Raw genomic sequence first — 18,202 nt, 5'->3', positions numbered from 1 at the left:
GCTTGCATGACCCACTATCCCGTTCTTCCGCTACGCGACATCGTCGTGTTTCCGCACATGATCGTTCCGCTGTTCGTCGGCCGCGAGAAATCGGTCGCGGCGCTCGAGGCGGCGATGGCGGCAGAAAAGGAGATCTTCCTGGTCGCGCAGCTCGACCCGGCGGAGGACGATCCCGCGCGCGACGATCTCTACACGATGGGCGTGACCGCGACCGTGCTCCAGTTGCTGAAACTGCCCGACGGCACGGTGCGCGTCCTGGTCGAGGGCAAGGTCCGCGCCACGCTCGAGACGCTCGACGAGAGCGGCGATTTCCTGACCGCCGAGGTCGCGACGGTCGCCGATGCCGAGGTCGAGGGGCCCGAGATCGCGGCGCTGATGCGCTCGGTCGTCGACCAGTTCGAGAATTACGCAAAGCTCAACCGCAAGCTGCCGGCTGAGACCGCGACGCAGCTGTCCGAGATCACCGAGGCCGCCCGGCTGTCCGATGCAGTCGTTGCCAACATCCAGATCAAGGTCGCCGACAAGCAGGCGATGCTGATGCAGACCGACCCCGCCAAGCGCCTCGAAATGGCGTTTGCGGCGATGGAGGGCGAGCTCGGCGTCCTGCAGGTCGAGAAGAAGATCAAGAGCCGCGTCAAGCGCCAGATGGAGAAGACGCAGCGCGAATATTACCTCAACGAGCAGTTGAAGGCGATCCAGCGCGAGCTCGGTAACGAGGGTGACGAGGGCGAAGGCGACGAGATCGCCGAGCTGACGCAGAAGATCGCGACGCTCAAGATGAGCAAGGAAGCGCGCTCCAAGGCGACCGCCGAGCTCAAGAAGCTGAAGACGATGGCGCCGATGAGCGCCGAGGCGACCGTTGTGCGCAACTATCTCGACGTGCTGCTTGGGCTCCCCTGGGGCAAGAAGTCGAAGATCAAGAAGGATATCTCGGCGGCCCAGGCGGTGCTCGACGAGGATCATTATGCGCTCGAGAAGGTCAAGGACCGGATCATCGAATATCTCGCGGTCCAGGCGCGCACCAACAAGCTGAAGGGGCCGATCCTGTGCCTCGTCGGCCCGCCGGGCGTCGGCAAGACCTCGCTCGGCAAGTCGATCGCCAAGGCGACGGGTCGCGAGTTCATCCGCCAGTCGCTGGGCGGCGTGCGCGACGAGGCCGAGATCCGCGGGCATCGTCGCACCTATATCGGCTCGCTGCCGGGCAAGATCGTCACCAACCTGAAGAAGGCGGGGGCGTCGAACCCGCTGTTCCTGCTCGACGAGATCGACAAGCTCGGCCAGGATTTCCGTGGCGATCCGGCGTCGGCGCTGCTCGAGGTGCTCGACCCCGAACAGAACGGCAAGTTCCAGGATCATTATCTCGAGATCGACCTCGATCTGTCGGACGTGATGTTCGTGACGACCGCGAACACGCTCAACCTGCCTCAGGCGCTGCTCGACCGGATGGAGATCATCCGTCTCGAGGGCTATACCGAGGACGAGAAGGTCGAGATCGCCGAGCGGCATCTGATCGCCAAGCAGATCGAGGCGCATGGCCTGAAGGACGGCGAGTTCGTCCTGACGCAGGAGGGCCTGCGCACGCTGATCCAGCAATATACCCGCGAGGCGGGCGTGCGTACGCTCGAGCGCGAGATCGCCAAGCTCGCGCGCAAGGCGCTGCGCCGGATCCTCGAGGGCAAGGCGACGAGCGTGACGATCACGCCCGACAACATCGCTGAGTTCGCGGGCGTGCAGAAATATCGCCACGGCCTGTCCGAGACGGAGAATCAGATCGGCGCGGTCACCGGGCTCGCCTGGACCGAGGTCGGCGGCGAATTGCTGACGATCGAAAGCGTCACCGTGTCGGGCAAGGGCGCGGCGAAGCTGACGGGGACGCTCGGCGACGTGATGAAGGAGTCGATCGAGACCGCGTTCAGCTACGTCAAGGCGCGTGCGCCGAGCTATGGCATCAAGCCGTCGCTGTTCAACCGCAAGGACATCCACATCCATCTGCCCGAAGGCGCGACGCCCAAGGACGGACCGTCGGCGGGTGTCGGGATCGTCACGTCGATCGTCTCGACGATGACCGGCGTGCCGGTCCGGCGCGAGGTGGCGATGACCGGCGAGGTGACGCTGCGCGGTCGCGTGCTGCCGATCGGCGGGCTGAAGGAGAAGCTGCTCGCGGCGCTGCGCGGCGGGATCACCACCGTGCTCATCCCGCAGGAGAACGAGAAGGACCTCGCGGACATCCCGGCGAACATCAAGGAGGGGCTGAAGATCATCCCCGTCAGCCATGTCGACGAGGTGTTGCGGCTTGCCCTGACTGAACCGCTCGAGGCGATCGAGTGGACCGATGCGGACGAGCTGGCGGCATTGCCGCCCGCGCCGATCCCGCCGGTCGGGGGCGGTCTTCACCACTGAGCGCATCCGGCGCGGTATTTCGCCGCGTCACGATGGCCGTTACCGAACCGCGCGGTTAGAGCGTCGCGCGGCGGTTTCGTTTGACAGCAGACGATACCGCCGCGTTACTGCCTGGAAATTGGCGCCGCGATTCCATCGCTGCCGATTCGGTATTTGTTTGGGGGATTAACTGTATGAACAAGCAGGAACTGATCGCGACGGTCGCGGACACGTCGGGGCTGGTCAAGGGCGATGCGGTCAAGGCCGTCGAAGCCGTTTTCGACGCGATTTCGGCCGCGCTGAAAAAGGGCGAGGAAGTCCGGCTGGTCGGGTTCGGCACCTTCTCGGTCTCGAAGCGCAAGGCCTCGACGGGACGCAACCCGCGCACCGGCGAGCCGATGACGATCAAGGCGTCGACCCAGCCCAAGTTCAAGGCGGGCAAGGGGCTGAAGGATTCGGTCAACTGATCGACCGATCGTGACCGACAGGGCTGGACAGCGCGGCATGCTGCGCTTAAAGGCCCGCTTCCGAACCAGTTTCGGGCGCGTAGCTCAGCGGTAGAGCACACCCTTCACACGGGTGGGGTCACAGGTTCAATCCCTGTCGCGCCCACCAGATTTACGCCGGTCCTCTCCATTGCGAGCGGGCCGGCGTTTCTGTTTTCGGGGTTCTTTCAGTGCCTTAGTCGATCTTTGGTGTCTCTGTGATCGACTGCGTGAATGTACTAGATCGGCATTCTGCATTTCACGCTGCGCCGCAGCATCCCATATATGATGCGTCGCACAATTCTAAGGAGCTACCCCATGTCGATCATCGGCACCCAGCTGAAGCCGTTCACCACCCAGGCCTATCGCCAGGGCAAGTTCATCGAGGTGTCGGACGCCGACGTCACGGGCAAGTGGGCGGTCTTCTTCTTCTACCCGGCCGATTTCACGTTCGTCTGCCCGACCGAGCTCGAGGATCTGGCCGACAATTATGCCGCGTTCCAGAAGATGGGCGTCGAGGTCTACAGCGTGTCGACCGACACCCACTTCTCGCACAAGGCCTGGCACGACACCTCGCCGGCGATCGGCAAGATCGATTACACGATGCTGGGCGATCCGTCGGGCACCATCACGCGCAACTTCGACGTGATGCGCGAAGGCCAGGGCCTGGCCGATCGTGGCACCTTCGTCGTCGATCCGCAGGGCGTGATCCAGCTCATGGAAATCACCTCGGAAGGCGTCGGCCGCAACGCGATGGAGCTGCTCCGCAAGGTCAAGGCCGCGCAGTATATCGCAGCGCACCCCGGCGAGGTCTGCCCCGCCAAGTGGGAAGAGGGTGAGACCACGCTCGCCCCGTCGCTCGATCTCGTCGGCAAGATCTGAGTCACTGACGGAGCCGGTCGCCCGGCTTCGTCACCCAAGGGGAAGGGGTTCGCTCCTTCCCCGGCCTGCCGGACTTCGGTCTGGCAGCCACCCTGCCGCATGACGCCCCGATGTCGTGCGGCATGGTGGACCCCGGACCCGGTCCGGGGTGACGATTTTCGCGACGGCAGCCTGCCGCGCGTCCCTTTCACCAGACAGGAGAGCGTCCGTGCTCGATGTGAACCTTACCGCGCAGCTCAAGACCTATCTGGCGAATATCGTCCAGCCGATCGAACTCGTCGCCTCGCTCGACGACGGCGCGAAGTCGCGCGAGCTTGAGGGCCTGCTGACCGAGATCGCGGCGCTGTCCGATTCGGTGACGATGGTCCGCAAGGACGACGACAAGCGCCGCCCGTCCTTCATGATCCGCCGCGCCGGGACCGATATCGGCGTGCGCTTCGCCGGCATCCCGATGGGGCATGAGTTCACTTCGCTGGTGCTCGCATTGCTGCAGGTCGGCGGGCATCCGTCGAAGCTGACGCAGGAGGTGATCGAGCAGGTCCGCGGGCTCGACGGCGATTTCGCGTTCGAGACCTATTTCTCGCTCAGCTGCCAGAACTGCCCAGAGGTGGTCCAGGCGCTGAACCTGATGAGCGTGATCAACCCGCGGATCAGCCATGTCGCGATCGAGGGCGGCGTGTTCCAGGACGAGGTCACGAACCGCAACATCCTGTCGGTGCCGGCGATCTTCCTCAACGGCGAGCCGTTCGCGCAAGGCCGGATGAGCGTCGAGCAGGTCGTCGCGAAGCTCGACACGGGCAGCACCGCGCGCGCGGCCGAGAAGATCGCGGGCAAGGATCCGTTCGACGTTCTCGTCGTCGGTGGCGGCCCCGCCGGCGCGGCGGCGGCGATCTATGCCGCGCGCAAGGGCATCCGCACCGGAATAGCGGCAGAGCGCTTCGGCGGTCAGGTGCTCGACACCATGTCGATCGAGAACTTCATCTCGGTCGCGCATACCGAGGGGCCAAAGCTCGTCGCGCACATGGAGCAGCATGTCGCCGAATATGGCGTCGACGTGATGAACCTGCAGACCGCGAGCAAGCTGATCCCGGCAGCGCAGGTCGGCGGCCTGCACGAGGTGCAGCTCGCGAGCGGCGCGTCGCTGAAGGCGCGGACCGTGATTCTGTCGACCGGTGCGCGCTGGCGCCAGATGAACGTGCCGGGCGAGGAGGCGTATCGCAACAAGGGCGTGACCTATTGCCCGCATTGTGACGGCCCGCTGTTCAAGGGCAAGCGCGTCGCGGTGATCGGCGGCGGCAATAGCGGCGTCGAGGCGGCGATCGACCTGGCGGGCCTCGTCGCGCACGTCACGCTGATCGAATTCCACAGCGACCTGCGTGCGGACGCGGTGCTCCAGCGCAAGCTCGCCAGCCTGCCCAACGTCAAGGTCGTCACCTCGGCGATGACCACCGAGGTGCTCGGCGACGGCAAGCAGGTGACGGGGCTCAGCTACAAGGATCGCAACCACGACACGCTGCATCAGGTCGAGCTCGAGGGGATCTTCGTGCAGATCGGGCTGGTGCCGAACACCGAATGGCTGACCGACACGGTCGCGCTGACGATGCGCGGCGAGATCGAGGTCGATCACCGCGGCGAGACGTCGATCCCCGGCGTGTTCGCGGGCGGCGACGTGACGACGGTGCCGTTCAAGCAGATCGTGATCGCGATGGGCGAAGGCTCGAAGGCGGCGCTGGCGGCATTCGACTACATGATCCGGCTCGCACCCGAAGAGCAGGACGCACTCGCAGCCTGAGGGGCGGGGGGGGCTCGCCCCTTCCGTCATCTCGGACTTGATCCGAAACCCAGGGTCACGCGCGTTGGCATTCGTGGCTCTGGATCCTGACTTTCGTCAGGATGACGATGTGTGCGGGGTAAGCGTCACCCGCCTTCGTCATCCTGGACTTAATCCAGGATCCAGAGTTGCAGGCGTTGGCGCTTATGGCTCTGGGTCCTGACTTCCGTCAGGATTACGGTAAAAGGCGGCGACCGGACATCCCGGCAGCGCAAAGGAAAAAGGCCGGGGAAATCCCCGGCCGTTTCCTCACTTCTTCTTGGCTTTGCGCGCCGCATATTTGGCGTCGCGGAGCGCCTTCTTGTCGGCGTCGGACATTTGCGACTTGGCTTCGGCCTCGAGCGCACGGGCTGCGGCTTCGGCAGCTGCGGCCTTCTTGGCGGCCTTGGCCTCCTCTTCGGCGTCGCGCTTAGCCTGGCGCTTGGCGCGCTCGGCTTCCTCCTTGGCGGCGCGGGCGGCGGCGCGCTCGGCGGCGACCGCCGGATCGATCGCAGGCTTGGCGCGCAGTTTCTCGAGCGCCTTCAGCTTCGCGTCGTTCGCAGAGGCGGTACGTTCCTGAAAACCGGGGTCCTTGAAAGAGGCCATACTCGTCGAAAATTCCTGTAATCGCGGTGAAATCCGCGGGATTGCCCGGATAAGGGCCTTGCTAGCGTCCGTGCCCCTTAAATCATTGTGCCGCGCAGCGAAAGCGGGGTGATGCACCCCGGGTCCCCGTGATACCGTCCGTCGTCGTCCCGCCCCGGCTCAGCGCGTACCTCGCCGCCCCGTTGTCACATTGCTGAAACACCACCGTCATCCGGCCGTCATCGAAACCGCATCGCACTGTCATCTGTGCCGCCTAACCGCCGTTGAGAGATCGGCAGGGGGACCCGAGTCGATCCACGCAATCAATGATCGACCGGGAGTTCCGTGAATGACCAGCTTCAAGCGCATCGGCCTTATCCTGCTGACCAGCACCGCCTGTGCGGCGCTGTCGGCATGCGGAGGCGCGGACAGCGTCGCGTCGCCGGGTGCGGGCACCATCGTGATCCCGCCGGCAACGCCGACCCCGACGCCGACCCCCACGCCGACGCCGACGCCCAGCGCGATCACCGCGGCACAGTTCGCCGCCCCGACCACGGTCAACACCATCACGATCACGCCTGACGAGCAGCTCGCGGTCGTCAACGCCGGCACGAACAACAATGTCAGCGGCGTCAGCACCGGCCTGAACGGCCTGTATCCGACCTCGGCGACGTCGCTCACCACGCCGATGGATCCGTCGACGCTCAACAGCTTCTTCACCAGCACGAACTTCGTCGGCGCGCTCAACGGCCCGACCGACACCGCGTTCCAGGGCTGGACCTGCAACTCGACCTCGGCCGAATTCGGCGGCGCGGGCGCACGCTGCACCGCGGTGCCTTCGGTCGGCGCGGTCACCGCGACGAGCGTCTGCCCGACCGGCACGACCGATGACGGTCTGGTCGCGACGTTCCGCGCCTGCCGCCTGCCGACCGTGATCAGCGGCACGCTGACGCTGCCGAAGATCGCCGGCGTCTTCTATCGCCTGCGCGGCCAGACCGAGATCGGCACCGATGTCGGCACGACCGGTGCGGACAATGGCGCGATCCTCAACATCGAGGCCGGTGTCGTGATCGCCGCGGATTCGAGCGAGACGACCAACGACCTGCTGATCGTCAACCGCGGGTCGAAGATCAACGCGGTCGGCACCGCCACCGCGCCGATCGTCTTCACCTCGCAGCAGAACCTGGCGTCGAACGGCGTCAGCGACGCGACGCAGGGCCAGTGGGGCGGGATCGTCATGCTCGGCCGCGCACCAGTCGCGGTCTGCGCCACCGGCACCGGCCCGAACAATGCCGCCGGCAGCAGCACGACCTGCCAGCAGGCGATCGAGGGCGTCACCGGGCGCTTCTATGGCGGTCCGACGGCCGCCGACAGCAGCGGCACGATGCAGTACGTCCAGATCCGCTACAGCGGCATCGCGATCAGCGACGGCAACGAGCTCCAGGGCCTGACGCTCGGCGGTACCGGCTCGGGCACCACGCTCAACCACATCCAGAGCCACAATTCGGCGGATGACGGCATCGAGATCTTCGGTGGCACGAGCAACCTGAAGTATATCGCGATCACCGGCGCGGACGATGACGGCTTCGATATCGACAATGGCTATCGCGGCTTCATCCAGTTCATGATCGCCGCCCAGCGCACGCTCGGTGCGACCGCCGACTCCTTCTCGACCGAGATCGATTCGAACAATGCCGAGGACCTGCTGCCGCGCACGTTCGGCCGCTACGCCAACTTCACCTTCATCCAGACGGCGCTGGCCCCGGCCGCGATCCGCCTGCGTGGTGGTGCGGACATGACCTTCGTCAACGGCGTGGTGAAGACCCCGGCGAACGTCGCCTGCGTCAACATGATCGCGGGCGAACAGACGACGGGCGGCCGCACGACGGTCCGGCCGGCGGATGCCGCGCTGCAGGACGTCGGACCGCCCGCGTTCAGCTCGGTCTACTTCGCCTGCCAGGGCCGCTGAGGCGGGCGCGATCTGAATGCGAGATGATGCCGGGGCGGTCCTTGGGGGACCGTCCCGGCATTCGCCTATGACTTTACGAATCGGGATTACAGGCCATGTCCAAGCGCCGCGCCTACGGAACACTGCTCCTCCTCACCTCGACGCTGGTCGCGCCCGCCGCGCTCGCGCAGACCGCGCCCGCGCCGGCCGCACCGCCCCGGCCCGCCGCAACGCCGCAGGCCGAGGCGGACCAGACCAATGCCGCGACGCCGGGCACGACGGCCCAAGAGCAGACCACACAGCAGGCCACGCCGCAGGCCGCACCCGAAGCCGGCGTCGAGGTGTCGAGCCCCGGCTATGACGCCGCGGCGGGCGAGGACATCGTCGTCGTCGGGCGCAACATCCCGAACACCGTGCGCGCGACCGCACAGATCGTCTCGGTGCTGTCGAGCGCCGACATTGCGCGGACGGGCGAGGGCGACATCGCCGGCGCACTGACGCGCGTCACCGGCCTCAGCGTCGTCGGCGGCGGCTTCGTCTATGTCCGCGGCCTCGGCGATCGCTATTCGTCGTCGCTGCTCAACGGTTCGCCCTTGCCGAGTCCAGAGCCGCTCCGCCGCTCGGTTCCGCTCGACATCTTCCCGACCGCGATCGTCGGCTCGGCGCTGGTCCAGAAGACCTATTCGGTGAACTATCCCGGCGAATTCGGCGGCGGCGTGATCAACCTCACGACCAAGGCGATCCCCGAGAAGAACTTCCTGAGCATCGGCGGGTCGATCTCCGCCGACACCGTGACGACCAGCGAGCTCGGCTATACCTATTATGGCGGCGATGCGGACTGGATCGGCTTCGACGACGGCGCGCGCAAGGTGCCAGCCTTCATCAAGAACGCGCCCGGCGGCACCGGGATCATCCCGACCGACCAGGTCGCGCAGCTGACCAACGCGAACACGACGCTGCTCCAGCGCAACAACCAGCTGCCGGCCAACTGGTCGGGCGAGCTGAGCGGCGGATCGGTGTTCGACTTCGGCTCGGACCGGCTGGGCATCATCGCGTCGCTCAGCGCGAGCAACACGTTCCGCACGCGCTCGTCGACGCAGCAGGATTCGGTGTCGACCGACGGCACGCTGCGCAATGATTTCCAGACGCTGCTGACCGACAACCGGATCGTCACCAACGCGCTGATCGGGCTCGGGTACGAGTTCGGCCCGAACACGATCCGCTCGACCACCGTCTATATCCACGACACGCTGAAGCAGGCGCGCGGATCGTCGGCGACCGTCTACAACAATTCGAGCGGGCTGCGTTTCCAGCAGAACACCAACTGGTTCGAACGCCAGCTGTTCGAGAGCCAGCTGGTCGGCGAATTCAAGCTGACCGACGCGCTGAAATTCGACGCGCGGGGCGCCTATGCCAATTCGAAGCGCAACGCGCCGTACGAGCGGCAGTTCGACTATCTGTGCTCGGCAACCACCACGACCGGCCTGCCGATCAGCGTCGAGGCGCCCAACGGCTCGGACGGCGCGCAGTGCAACGGCGCCTATCAGGTGACCCAGCGCTTCACGCCGTTCGCCTCGATCATCTTCAGCGAACTCAACGAGGATCTGTACACCGGGCAGGGCGACCTGTCGTACAAGCTCGACTCCGAGCGGCCGATGACGCTGTCGACCGGCTATTTCTATTCGGACACGAAGCGCAATTCGACGCGCCTCCAGTTCAACTACCAGACCGCCGCGGGCGGCGGCACCGCGCCGGGCTATCCCTACAACCTGCTGCGTCCCGACTATCTGCTCGGGATCGATTCGCTCAACGCCAACCAGATCCAGCTGCAGTTCAGCACGCCGCTCGGCGCCTATGCCTATGACGCGTCGCTGCGCATCCATGCGGGCTATGTCCAGGCCGAGGCCGAGGCGACCGACGGCGTCCGCGCGACGATCGGCGTCCGCTACGAGACCGCCGAGGAGCAGGTGACGCCGATCGGCACGACGACGACGCGGCTGAAGAACGATTATTTCCTGCCCGCCGCGACGCTCACCTACAACTTCGCGAACAACATGCAGCTGCGTGCGAGCGCGTCGAAGACGATCTCTCGCCCGCAGTTCCGCGAGCTCGCGCCGCAGCAGTTCCGCGATCCCGAATCGGATCGGCTGTTCTTCGGTAACCCGCTGCTGAAGGACTCGGAGCTCTACAATCTCGAGGGCCGCTACGAGTGGTTCTTCGCGCGCGACCAGCGCTTCACGCTCGGCGGCTTCTACAAGGAGATCAAGAACCCGGTCGAGCAGGTCGGCTTCTACACCGGCGCGGACGACCGGCTGCAGACCGGCTTCACCAACCTGCCCGAGGCGACGCTGTATGGCGCGGAGGTCGAGCTCCAGAAATATTTCGACCTCGATTTCCTCAACTCGGACTTCTTCGCGACGCGCCGCGCGCTGTTCATCGCCAACTACACCTATTCGAAGTCGTCGATCACCGCGGACAACAGCTGCGTCCCGAACGTGCTCAACCAGACGCTCGGCGGGTGCCAGGCGGGCTTCGGTCCGGCCTCGCTCCAGTTCCGCGACGGCGCGTCGCTGACCGGCCAGTCGGACCATCTGGTCAATGTCCAGGTCGGGCTCGAGGATACGGCGTCGCTGTCGGCGATCACGCTGTTGTTCAACTATGCGAGCAACCGCGTGACCAATCGCGGCCCCTCGAACCTCAGCGGCGTCGGCTTCCAGCCCGACATCATCGAAAAGCCCGGCATCCGCCTCGACCTGGTCGCACGGCAGGGCTTCGAACTCGTCGGCGGCAAATGGGAACTGAAGGCCGAAGCTCGCAACCTGACCGGCACGCGGTTCCAGGAGGGCCAGACCTTCGACAATGGCGCGCAGGTGTTCATCAACCGCTATAATCTGGGCCGGGTGTTCACGCTGGGGCTGAGCACGACGTTCTGAAGCTAGGCGGCGGCGGGGCTGGGCCGGGGGGGCTAGCACCGTCCCGTCATCCCGGCGGAAGCCGGGACCCAGGGGCACAGGCGGCGCGCTGCGTGGCTCTGGGTTCCGGGTCGAGCCCGGGATGACGATGTGGGGTAGCGTGCCTTACACCTCCTCCGTCATCCCGGCGGAAGCCGGGACCCAGGGTCGCGGGCGGACCGCTGCGTGGCTCTGCATCCCGGGTACCGGGGTAGGGGACGGTTACCCCCAGGGGCGCTCGCGGTACCATTTCGTGATGACGTATTTGACGCCGCTGCGGACCTTCATGCCGTGGTGGAGCGTGGCGGGGTTGGGCGAGCCGTCGGGCCGGCGGTTGTTCCAGGCGAGCAGCTTGCCGGTCTCGGGCTGGACGATCTTGTCGATCGCCTTGAACCGCGTCGCGCCGCCTGCCTCGGGCTGGTTGAGATAGACCATCACGGTCCAGGTACGATTGCCCGCGACGCTGCAATAGCGGTCATAGTCGACACCGGTCGGCTCGAAATAATCGGTATGGCCCTTGAACTCCTGCCCGACCGCATAGCGCTGCCCCTGGAGCGGTTCGCCATAAATACCCTCGAGCCCGGTCAGCGCGGCGATCCGCGCCTCGACGTCGATGACCACCGGATCGGCGGGGTCAAGGTCGCCCGTCTCGCTCGTACGATAGCTCGCATCGCCGTTCGAATCGGAGATCGTCGACGGGCGACGGACGGCGTCGATCCGCTCGAGCAGCGCGGCGCACAGCGCGGGCGGCAGGAAGCCGCGGTTGAGGAAGAGCGTTAGCTTGGGGCTCGGCACGCGCTGGACGCCCGGGGCCGCGGTCAGCCGTGCGACGACGGGCTCGGCGGGCAGGCCGCTGCCGAGCGAGACCGGAGAGGGGGCGAGCGGCGTGTCGGTGGAGCGGATGACCATGATGCTGTTTTGCCGGGCAATCCGCGCTTGCGCCAGCGCGGCATAAATCTATCGCCAGATTGACGCGTAACTGTAACATGGCATGCCTAGCGCCATTGGGGGCGCCAATGGCGGCGGCACCGCGTCGGGAGGGGGTTCGCTCATGCGATTGACGATCGACGCACGTGCGCGCCGTATCCTGCGGCGGCTGCCCGTGATCACGGTATATTCTGCCGCCGAGCTCGCGCTGATGGCGGGGCTGGCGGTACAATGCGCACGGCTGATCTGGGTCGCGGTGGCGCCGGTGACGCCGCTCGGCGCGTGGCGCCCGGCAGCGATCGCACCCGCGGGGGCGAACGGCGACATCCTGCGCAGCTTCGATCCGTTCTTCCGGCTGGGCGCGCCCGCCGGTGCCGGACCCGCGACCGTCACCGCGTTGCAGCTGACGCTGTTCGGGACGCGGATCGACGATGCGACGGGGCGGAGCTCGGCGATCATCGCGGGCGCGGACAATGTCCAGACCAGCATCGTCGTCGGCGAAGAGATCCAGCCCGGCGTCCGGCTGAAGGCGGTCGCGTTCGACCATGTCACGATCGATCGCGGCGGCGTCGACGAGGACCTGTTCCTCGACCAGTCCGACGCGGTCGCGCCGGTATCCCCGACCGGCACAGCGCCGGGAGCGGCGCCCCCGCCGGGCGGCGCGGGCATCGCGATCGGCCAGTTGCGCAGCGAGATCGGTTTCATTCCGCGGATCGACGGTGGCCGCGTCAGCGGGCTGACGGTCCGGTCACAGGGCTCGGGCAACGCCTTCCGCCAGGCGGGGCTGCGCGACGGCGACATCGTCACCTCGATCGGCGGGCGTCCCGTCACCGGGCCGGGCGACCTCGACCGCATCGCCGCCGACTTCGCGCAGGGCGGCAACGTGCCCATCACCGTCGAACGCGGCAAGGACACGCTGCCGCTCGCCATCACGATCGCACCCCCGCAATGATCTCCGGCATGACTCTCGCTTCCCTTCCCCTTTCCAAGACCAAGGCTGCAATGAAGAATCTGGTTTTCGCCTCGGTCCTTGCTCCGGTGCTGGCGCTGACGCTGGCGGCGGAAGCGCGCGCGCAGACGACGCTCAACGTCCGCGACGCCGATATCCGCGCGTTCATCGCCGATGCCGCCAAGGTCACGGGGCGCACCTTCATCATCGACAACCGGGTGTCGGGCAAGGTGACCGTCGTCACCGACCGGCCGCTCAGCCGGTCCGAATATTTCGAGGTGTTCCTCTCCACGCTGCGCGCCAACGGGCTGGTCGCGGTACCGACCTCGAACGGGGCGTTCCGCGTCCAGCCGCTCGACAATGCGGCGTCGCAGCCGAGCCGGATCGGCGTCGCGGGGGCGGCGCGCAACAGCTATGTCACCGAGATCATCCGGCTGCGCGCGACCGATGCGGCGAGCGCGGTCGACACCGTCCGGCCGCTGGTCAGCGCGCAGGGGTCGGTCACCGCGAACCGCGGCGGCAACAGCCTGGTGGTGGTCGATTTCGCCGACAATATCCGCCGCATCCGCGAGGTCATCCGCCGGGTCGACACCGACACCTCGTCGACGCGCGTCGTCGCGCTCAAGAATGCTAGCGCGCGCGACATCGCGACCGCGCTGCAGGGCCTGATCGGCACCGGCGGGGCCCCGGGCGGCGCGCAGGGCGGCGGCGCGGGATCGGGACCGACCGCGTCGGTGGTCGCGGTCGAGGGATCGAACGCGGTCGCGCTCCGCGGCGATCCGACCACGGTCGCGCGACTGGCGCAGGTCGCCGCCGACCTCGACCAGAAGGCGCGCAACGGCACCGAGATCAAGGTCGTGTTCCTTGAAAACGCCGATGCCGAGCAATTGCTGCCGGTGCTGCAGGAACTGGTCGGGCGGACCCCGACCCAGCCGAGCAGCCAGCCGCTGTCGCGCTCCAATTTCGGCGCGAACAGCAGCAGTGGCAGCAATGGCGGCGGATCGGGCTTTGGCGGTACCCAGCAGGCGCAGGTGAGCCAGCCGGTCCAGTCGAGCGGCGGATCATCGGGATCGGGCTCTGGCCAGCCCGCGATCACCGCCGCGGGCGGGCGCACCGCCGCGGTCGTCACGCGCTTCATCGGCGCCAACGCGATCGTCATCGCCGCGCCCGCCGAGATCCAGCGTCAGCTCGCCGAGGTGGTCCGCCAGCTCGACACGCGCCGCGAACAGGTGCTCGTCGAGGCGATCGTCGCCGAGGTCTCGGACACCACCGCACGGACGCTCGGCGCGCAGTTCATCGTCGGGGATCCCAGCGGCGGCGCGTTCGGCGCGTCGACCTTCTCCAATTCCGCGCCGAACATCCTGCAGATCGCGGGTGCGATCGGTGCGACGCAGCTCAATACCTCGACCACGACGACGACGAACACCGACGGCAGCACGACGGTGACGAAGAACACCAGCAGCGCCGCCGACACGCTCCAGCAATCCGCGATCAGCTCGATCCTCGCCGCGACCGGCGGGTTCGGTGGCTTTGGCGGCAAGATCGGCAGCACCTTCTTCGGCGCGATCATCAACGCGGTGAAGAGCGACACGACGTCCAACCTGCTCCAGGTCCCGCACCTCGTCACGCTCGACAATCAGGAGGCGCACAGCCTAGTCGGGCAGGAGATCCCGATCACCACGGGGCAGGCGCTGTCGAACAATTTCGACAACGCGTTCCGCACCACGCAACGCCAGAATGTCGGGATCGAGCTGACCGTCCGTCCGCAGGTGAATTCGAGCGGGACGGTCAAACTCAACCTGCGGCTCGAGGTCAGTTCGATCGCCGGGCCGGTGTCGAGCGACAATAGCGACCTGATCCTCAACAAGCGCGAGGTCGAGACCGTGCGGACCGTCGACGACGGCCAGATCGCGGTGATCAGCGGTCTGCTCGACGACAACGAGCGCCGGACGATCGAGAAGATCCCGCTGCTCGGCGACCTGCCGGTGCTCGGGCATCTGTTCACGTCGAAGGCGAAGCAGCGGTCGAAGACCAATCTGATGATCTTCATCCGGCCGACGATCCTGCGCACCGCGGGCGACAGCCGGCGGATCACCGAACAGCGTTACGGCTATCTCCGGCTGCAGCAGGGGCTCGCCGAGCCCGAGCGCGAGCCGTCGATCGACCAACTGGTGCGCGACTATATGGGCGCGGCGCCCCCGATCCCGTCCGCGCCGATCCCCGGCAGCATCGAGGATCCGCGGATCGCGGTGCCGGTGCGCAGCACGAGCACGGTCTTCCGGCCGGTGAAGAAATGATCATCCGCGAGGGGCATGAACTGGGCGATCAAAGCCCCTCCCCTTCAGGGGAGGGGTTGGGGTGGGGTGATGCCACAAGCGCCGCCATTGCCGGGACAGGCCCCACCCCCAACCCCTCCCCTGAAGGGGAGGGGCTTGAGGTCGCACTCCCCCAGATTACCATCCCCTATGCCTTCGCACGCAAGTTCGGGGTCGTCGTCGACCACACCGACCCCGATTCGCCGCTGACGATCGCGATGCGTGCGGGTGCGGACCCGAAGGTGCTGCTCGAACTGCGCCGCTATCTCGGCCGCCCGTTCGCGATCGGCACGGTCGAGGCGCCCGCGTTCGACCGGCTGCTGTCCAACGTCTATGCGATGGACGGCCAGGCCAACGCGCTCGCCGCGGTCGGGATGGGCGACGAGCTCGATCTGCTCGCAGGCGACATGCCGACCGCGGAGGATCTGCTCGACACCGCCGACGACGCGCCCGCGATCCGGCTGATCAACGGGATCATCGCCGACGCCGCACGCAACGGCGTGTCGGACATCCATATCGAGCCGTACGAGACCGGGCTCGTCGTACGCATGCGCATCGACGGCGTGCTGCGCGAGACGTTGCGCATGCCGCCCAACGTCGCGCCGGTCGTCGTCAGCCGGATCAAGGTGATGGCGCGGCTCGACATCGCCGAGCGCCGCGTGCCGCAGGATGGCCGCATGGGGCTGACGCTCGGCGGCAAGCTGCTCGACGTCCGCGTCTCGACGCTGCCGAGCCGCGCGGGCGAGCGCGTCGTGCTGCGTATCCTCGATAAGGAAAACGCCGGCATCGACCTCGAGGCGCTGGGCCTGCCGCCCGCCTTGTTCGCGCTGCTGAACGAGGCGCTGAGCGAGCCGAACGGGATCATCCTCGTCACCGGACCGACCGGCTCGGGCAAGACGACCTCGCTCTACGCCGCGCTGCGCCTGCTCAACGACGGCAGCCGCAACATCCTGACGGTCGAGGATCCGGTCGAGTACGCGGTCGATGGCGTCGGCCAGACCCAGGTCAATCCCAAGGTCGGGCTGACGTTTGCGGCGGGACTGCGCGCGATCCTGCGCCAGGATCCCGACGTCGTGATGGTCGGCGAAATCCGCGACCGCGAAACCGCCGAGATCGCGGTGCAGGCGTCGCTGACCGGGCATCTCGTGCTGTCGACCGTCCATACCAACGACGCGATCGGCGCGATCACGCGAATGCGCGACATGAAGGTCGAAAGCTTCCTGCTCGCCTCGACGCTCCGCGCGGTGATCGCGCAGCGTCTGGTGCGGCGGCTGTGCCCGACCTGTCGCAAGGCAGTGCCCGCATCGGACACGGTCGCACCGCTGCTCGGCATCGCGCCGGACGCGGTGGTCTACGTCGCGCAGGGCTGCGACGACTGCAACCAGACCGGCTACAAGGGCCGGATCGGCGTTTTCGAGGCGGTCCGCATCGACGACACGATCCGCCGCCTGATCAACACCGACGGCGCCGAATCCGACATCACCGCGCATGCCTTTGCCAAGTCGCCGAACCTGGCGCAGTCGGCACGCGAGCTCGTCCTGTCGGGACAGACCACGGCGGAGGAAGCGGTCCGCGTCTCGCGCCGCGACACGACCGAAGTCGTCGAGGTGGCGGCGGCATGATGCTGCTTCAAACCTCCGTTTGTTTCGAGCGCAGTCGAGAAATTGGCGCCACACGCGCGGACGGTGGTTTCTCGACTTCGCTCGAAACGAACGGGATAATGTGGCAACCGGGCAACCCGCATGGCTGATTTCGACTATGTCGCGATCGACACCAAGGGCGCCGAGCGCCGCGGCCATATCGCCGCGGCGGACATCGATCTCGCGCGCGCAACGCTCGACGCGCGCAAATTCTACGTCGTCAAGATCAGCCCGGGCGCGCCGCCGCAGGCGACCAAGGGACGGCCGCTGTTCGGGTTGCAGCTCGGCAAGCCCAAGATGTCGGGCAAGAACCTGACCTTGTTCACGCGCCAGCTCGCCACGCTCAACCGCGTGTCGCCGCTCGAGGAATCGCTGCGCACGATCACCCGCCAGACCGAGCAGGACAGCGTCCGCGCGATCGTCCAGCACGTCCATGCGGGCGTCGTCGAGGGCCGGCGGCTGGCGGATGCGATGGCGCGCGAGCCCAAGAGTTTTCCGCCGCTCTACCGTGCGATGGTCGCGGCGGGCGAGAGTTCGGGGTCGCTGCCGACGATCCTCGACCGGCTCGCGGCTTTGCTCGAACGCCAGGCGGAGATCCGCGGCAAGCTGATCACCGCGCTCGCCTATCCGTCGATCCTCGCGCTCGTCGCGATGGGGGTGGTCACCGCGCTGATGATGTTCGTCGTGCCGCAGGTGGTCGAACAGTTCGACACGGTCGGGCAGGAGCTGCCGCTGCTGACGCGGATGGTGATGGCGTTCTCGGCGTTCCTCGTTGGATACTGGTGGGTGATCGCGCTCGTCCTGCTGCTGTCGGGGCTGATCCTGTGGCGCGCGCTGAAGGATCCGGGCTTCCGGCTCGCCTTCGACAGCTGGCTGCTCAGGATCCCGATGCTCGGGCGGCTACTGCGCGACCTGCATGCAGCGCGGATGGCGCGGACGCTGGGGACGATGGTTGCGAGCCGCCTGCCGCTGCTCGACGGGCTCAACCTGACCGCGAGCACGATCCACAACCGTCGGCTGCGGCTCGCGTCGGACCAGATCGTCGAAGCGATCCGCGGCGGCGGCAGCCTGTCCGCGGCGATGCGGCGCGCGGGCGTGTTCCCGCCGCTGCTGACCTATCTCGCCGCGTCGGGCGAGGCGGCGGGGCGGCTCGACGAGATGCTCGAACGCGCCGCCGACTATCTCGAACGCGAATTCGACCGCTTCACCGCCACCGCTCTGTCGCTGCTCGAACCGCTGATCATCGTCGTGATGGGCGGCATCGTCGCGACGATCGTGCTATCCATCCTGCTCCCGATCCTCCAGCTCAACACGCTGGCAGGCCAATGAGG

12 protein-coding genes and 1 tRNA gene are annotated in these 18,202 nt (G+C 67.0%); 11 read left to right on the top strand and 2 right to left on the bottom strand.

Annotation, left to right across the window (positions count from 1 at the left end; translation table 11 throughout):
* Positions 1-6 precede the first annotated feature (6 nt).
* The 5 genes from lon to ahpF all read left to right on the top strand — a co-directional run bounded on the left by lon (position 7) and on the right by ahpF (position 5,538).
* Positions 7-2,400: an endopeptidase La gene (gene lon, locus NEF64_RS13915; RefSeq protein ID WP_031438964.1), complete on the top strand. Its 2,394-nt coding sequence runs from the start codon at positions 7-9 to the stop codon at positions 2,398-2,400.
* A 173-nt stretch (positions 2,401-2,573) separates the two neighbouring features.
* Positions 2,574-2,846, top strand: a complete 273-nt coding sequence (locus tag NEF64_RS13910; RefSeq protein ID WP_031438963.1) for an HU family DNA-binding protein — start codon at positions 2,574-2,576, stop codon at positions 2,844-2,846.
* Positions 2,847-2,919: 73 nt separating this feature from the next.
* A tRNA-Val gene (locus tag NEF64_RS13905) sits at positions 2,920-2,994 on the top strand.
* Between the two features lie 188 nt (positions 2,995-3,182).
* Entirely contained in the window at positions 3,183-3,746 is a 564-nt protein-coding gene (gene ahpC, locus NEF64_RS13900; RefSeq protein WP_031396422.1) for an alkyl hydroperoxide reductase subunit C, read from the top strand.
* Positions 3,747-3,954: 208 nt separating this feature from the next.
* Positions 3,955-5,538, top strand: coding sequence for an alkyl hydroperoxide reductase subunit F (gene ahpF / locus NEF64_RS13895; RefSeq protein ID WP_056405490.1), 1,584 nt, complete (start codon positions 3,955-3,957; stop codon positions 5,536-5,538).
* Positions 5,539-5,826: 288 nt separating this feature from the next.
* Here ahpF and NEF64_RS13890 read toward each other — a convergent pair whose 3' ends face one another.
* On the bottom strand, positions 5,827-6,162 hold the full coding sequence (locus tag NEF64_RS13890) for a DUF6481 family protein (RefSeq protein WP_031396424.1): 336 nt from the start codon (positions 6,160-6,162) through the stop codon (positions 5,827-5,829).
* A 328-nt stretch (positions 6,163-6,490) separates the two neighbouring features.
* Here NEF64_RS13890 and NEF64_RS13885 point away from each other — a divergent pair, with 328 nt between their 5' ends.
* Complete coding sequence (locus NEF64_RS13885; protein WP_056405492.1) at positions 6,491-8,110, top strand: hypothetical protein; 1,620 nt, start codon at positions 6,491-6,493, stop codon at positions 8,108-8,110.
* 95 nt (positions 8,111-8,205) lie between these two features.
* Positions 8,206-11,022 (top strand): TonB-dependent receptor domain-containing protein, encoded by a 2,817-nt coding sequence (locus NEF64_RS13880; protein WP_056405494.1) that lies wholly within the window; start codon positions 8,206-8,208, stop codon positions 11,020-11,022.
* Between the two features lie 240 nt (positions 11,023-11,262).
* On the opposite strand, the gene NEF64_RS13875 is transcribed toward NEF64_RS13880, so the two are convergent.
* Positions 11,263-11,949, bottom strand: coding sequence for a prolyl hydroxylase family protein (locus NEF64_RS13875; protein WP_056405495.1), 687 nt, complete (start codon positions 11,947-11,949; stop codon positions 11,263-11,265).
* Between the two features lie 142 nt (positions 11,950-12,091).
* Between NEF64_RS13875 and NEF64_RS13870 the strand changes: the two genes are divergently transcribed.
* The 4 genes from NEF64_RS13870 to gspF all read left to right on the top strand — a co-directional run bounded on the left by NEF64_RS13870 (position 12,092) and on the right by gspF (position 18,200).
* A complete protein-coding gene (locus NEF64_RS13870; RefSeq protein ID WP_056405496.1) occupies positions 12,092-12,919 on the top strand; it encodes a type II secretion system protein N in 828 nt (275 codons plus the stop codon).
* 50 nt (positions 12,920-12,969) lie between these two features.
* Positions 12,970-15,213, top strand: coding sequence for a type II secretion system secretin GspD (gene gspD, locus NEF64_RS13865; protein ID WP_252573871.1), 2,244 nt, complete (start codon positions 12,970-12,972; stop codon positions 15,211-15,213).
* The gene (locus NEF64_RS13860; RefSeq protein WP_082446541.1) at positions 15,210-16,853 is read left to right on the top strand and encodes a GspE/PulE family protein; all 1,644 of its coding nucleotides are present in this window, start codon (positions 15,210-15,212) and stop codon (positions 16,851-16,853) included. Before gspD ends, NEF64_RS13860 begins: the two co-directional genes overlap by 4 nt.
* Positions 16,854-16,973: 120 nt before the next feature.
* Positions 16,974-18,200, top strand: coding sequence for a type II secretion system inner membrane protein GspF (gene gspF, locus NEF64_RS13855; protein WP_056405499.1), 1,227 nt, complete (start codon positions 16,974-16,976; stop codon positions 18,198-18,200).
* Positions 18,201-18,202 lie beyond the last annotated feature (2 nt).

This window comes from Sphingomonas aerolata (genome assembly GCF_023935825.1).
GTDB lineage: Bacteria > Pseudomonadota > Alphaproteobacteria > Sphingomonadales > Sphingomonadaceae > Sphingomonas > Sphingomonas aerolata.
This window is presented reverse-complemented; position numbering and strand designations above follow the sequence as displayed.

Bases quoted from the DNA above. Each gene is read 5' to 3' on its own strand.
- NEF64_RS13890 (WP_031396424.1), bottom strand. From the start codon at position 6,162: ATGGCCTCTTTCAAGGACCCCGGTTTTCAGGAACGTACCGCCTCTGCG.
- NEF64_RS13860 (WP_082446541.1), top strand. From the start codon at position 15,210: ATGATCATCCGCGAGGGGCATGAACTGGGCGATCAAAGCCCCTCCCCT.
- lon (WP_031438964.1), top strand. From the start codon at position 7: ATGACCCACTATCCCGTTCTTCCGCTACGCGACATCGTCGTGTTTCCG.
- NEF64_RS13875 (WP_056405495.1), bottom strand. From the start codon at position 11,949: ATGGTCATCCGCTCCACCGACACGCCGCTCGCCCCCTCTCCGGTCTCG.
- NEF64_RS13870 (WP_056405496.1), top strand. From the start codon at position 12,092: ATGCGATTGACGATCGACGCACGTGCGCGCCGTATCCTGCGGCGGCTG.
- gspF (WP_056405499.1), top strand. From the start codon at position 16,974: ATGGCTGATTTCGACTATGTCGCGATCGACACCAAGGGCGCCGAGCGC.
- gspD (WP_252573871.1), top strand. From the start codon at position 12,970: ATGAAGAATCTGGTTTTCGCCTCGGTCCTTGCTCCGGTGCTGGCGCTG.
- NEF64_RS13885 (WP_056405492.1), top strand. From the start codon at position 6,491: ATGACCAGCTTCAAGCGCATCGGCCTTATCCTGCTGACCAGCACCGCC.
- ahpC (WP_031396422.1), top strand. From the start codon at position 3,183: ATGTCGATCATCGGCACCCAGCTGAAGCCGTTCACCACCCAGGCCTAT.
- NEF64_RS13910 (WP_031438963.1), top strand. From the start codon at position 2,574: ATGAACAAGCAGGAACTGATCGCGACGGTCGCGGACACGTCGGGGCTG.
- NEF64_RS13880 (WP_056405494.1), top strand. From the start codon at position 8,206: ATGTCCAAGCGCCGCGCCTACGGAACACTGCTCCTCCTCACCTCGACG.